The organism is Methanobrevibacter sp., assembly GCF_045577275.1.
In the GTDB taxonomy this organism is placed as follows: domain Archaea; phylum Methanobacteriota; class Methanobacteria; order Methanobacteriales; family Methanobacteriaceae; genus Methanobrevibacter.
This window is the reverse complement of the sequence record NZ_JAZNIB010000115.1, coordinates 1-2,606: the sequence shown is the minus strand read 5'-3', so window position 1 is coordinate 2,606 and position 2,606 is coordinate 1. Positions and strand designations below refer to the sequence as shown.

The window sequence follows — 2,606 nt, the reverse complement described above, 5'->3', positions numbered from 1 at the left end:
GTTCTTTTATTTTAATTGTTAATTCAATTAAAACAAAGCAAAGGATTATAATTGTCATTTTAATGATAGTGATTTTCAATTTAAATTATAGTTTTTTATGGAGGGTAATGATGGTTGGAAGCAATATATTAACATCCACTTTGGATTTGGTAAGTCAAAGTCTGCAGATTCCTGTAATAATATTCCTGTTATTGTTTGCAGTAGCAGCAATTATACTATTAGGTGGATTAATCCGAGAATTAAGACACAGAAAATCCGTATCCAATGTGGAGATGAAAAATCTAATAAATAGCATTTCAAATGCAAACAGTAAAGAGGAAATATTAAACATAATCAGCAATTCTGAAATTCCTAATTCTATGAAGAATGACTTGAGGGAAATAACAGACACAGACCTAGACTTGGAATCAAGGATAGCTTTGGCAAAGAAGTTGGTCAACAGCAGAGAGAAAAAATTAGAAAAGCGTTTATCATATACTGATATCATCACTCGTATTGGCCCTACATTGGGACTTATGGGCACTTTGATTCCGATGGGGCCTGGGCTTGCAGCATTAGGCTCTGGTGACATAGTTACATTGTCAAATGCGATCATAGTTGCATTTGACACTACTGTTGTTGGTATCGGTGCAGGTGCATTGGCATATGTAATCAGTAAAATCAGGAGAAGATGGTACAGCGAGTACATTGCCAACATTGACGTGTTGACCGATGTGGTCCTTACAAGAATAGGAAAGCTTTAAGGTGTTGAGATTATGGTTAAGCTTAATCGCAAAAGCAGCTTTGAGGAGGATGAAGAGGATCCTATGGCTGGTGTTGCCAACCTTGTTGATGCAATGCTTGTCATCGCAGTGGGTTTGCTTGTATTCCTTGTCATCTCATGGAACATGCAGGCAATAGTCTTCAACGACAGCGTAACACCTGAACAGAAGCAGGATGCAATCGATGCCATGAAGCAGGTAACCGAGATAGACCAGGGACAGCAATTGAACCAGACACCTGATGTAAGCAATTCATCTGGTGAAGGCTATGCTGAATTGGGTAAGGTCTATAAGGATCCAAATACAGGCAAGCTGATAATGATAGAAAATTGATTAAAATTTCTATTTTTCTATTTATTTGGATTTTATAGTAATTTTTTAAATCTATTTAGAATCTTTTTTTTAATTTTATTTCTTTCGCATTTGTAATGTATTTTAGATACTTTTTATATAATATCTTTTTTACATTATATAATGCGTTTTAGATACTTTTTATATTATATCTTTTTTATATTATGTAATGTATTTTAGATACTTTTAAATATTTATAAAAATAAAATATAATTAATCAATAAAAAGAGGTTTTATAATGGATATAATACCATGGGGATTAAATGCAGATTTAACTGATGATCAATTCTTCAATAGAGAAAGGGATATAATTTTTTTAACTAAACTCCTGGATTCAACAAAGGATGAAATTCCTCCTGCATTATTATTGACTGGAATCAGAGGTGTTGGAAAGACAGCTCTTTTAAATAAACTTAAGAATGACTTGAAAAAAGATTATTTAATCATTTATCTGGATTTATCCTCTTCAAACAATTATCAAGAAGATAAATTAAGTCGCATGGCATTCATGCAATTATTCTATAAGAGAATTATAGAGTCCTGTAAGGAATATGGCTTAAAAACCATAGATAAACAAATAGAAAGCTGGTTTAAGACTCATAATATCTCTTTAAAAAACATATTCAATGTAGACGGAGTTCCAGTACCTATTGTTGGCTTTGAGGAGGATTATACTAAATTAGCGGATTTTGTAATGAATTTGCCTAGAAAAATCTATGAAAAATATTCTGATGAAATGGATGGAATCTTGATTTTCATTGATGAATTTCAGTTAATAAAGGATTTGGATGATGAAACAAATGGTTTCTTATGGTATTTGAGAAGCTTTATCCAAACAGAGAAAAACGTTTCCTATACTTTTACTGGAAGCATGAGCATGGAAGATAGTCTTCTGGGAGAGATAAATGGTGCAAAAGGAGCATTTGGTGGCAGAATGCTTACATATCAAATAGAACCGTTTTCATATGAAACCACTAAAAGATACTTGATTGAAAGAGCAAGCCATTTGGAATTCAGTGATGATGGCTTTGAAAGATTCTATAAATGCACTAGAGGCATTCCATTCTATATTAATACATTCGTAAGATTTTTAATGCCTGGAGAAATGTTAGATAAGAAAAGGGTTTCTGAAGAATTTGCAAATGTTTTGCCATTTTTAGCAATTAATCTTATAAATGATTGGAAGAACTTAAGCAAGCAAGAGCAGAAGATTATCACCACATTATTGGATGAGCCATTAAGAAGGGTGGACATTGCTAAGAAGTTAGATGTAACCAGTGGAGGAATAGGTGGATCTTTGAATAATCTATTGAATAATGGATTAATAAAGTATGAAAAGTCACGTTATTTTGTTTCTGACAATATTTTAATAGCATGGTTAAAAGGGGAATATGATAGGAAAGGAGTTTATCCTTATAGGGATTTTTAAAAAGTAAATTCCTATTTCTCTAAAATTTTTTAAGAGTAATAATCTGTAAAAGAAAAACTATATTT

At 32.0% G+C, this 2,606-nt stretch carries 3 protein-coding genes; all 3 read left to right on the top strand.

The features are described from left to right. Positions 1–110 precede the first annotated feature (110 nt). The 3 genes from ACKI67_RS03775 to ACKI67_RS03765 all read left to right on the top strand — a co-directional run bounded on the left by ACKI67_RS03775 (position 111) and on the right by ACKI67_RS03765 (position 2,541). On the top strand, positions 111–743 hold the full coding sequence (locus ACKI67_RS03775; protein ID WP_407462052.1) for a MotA/TolQ/ExbB proton channel family protein: 633 nt from the start codon (positions 111–113) through the stop codon (positions 741–743). Between the two features lie 9 nt (positions 744–752). Then, entirely contained in the window at positions 753–1,094 is a 342-nt protein-coding gene (locus ACKI67_RS03770; RefSeq protein ID WP_407462053.1) for a DUF2149 domain-containing protein, read from the top strand. 256 nt (positions 1,095–1,350) lie between these two features. Next, a complete protein-coding gene (locus tag ACKI67_RS03765) occupies positions 1,351–2,541 on the top strand; it encodes an AAA family ATPase (RefSeq protein WP_407462051.1) in 1,191 nt (396 codons plus the stop codon). Positions 2,542–2,606: the final 65 nt, after the last annotated feature.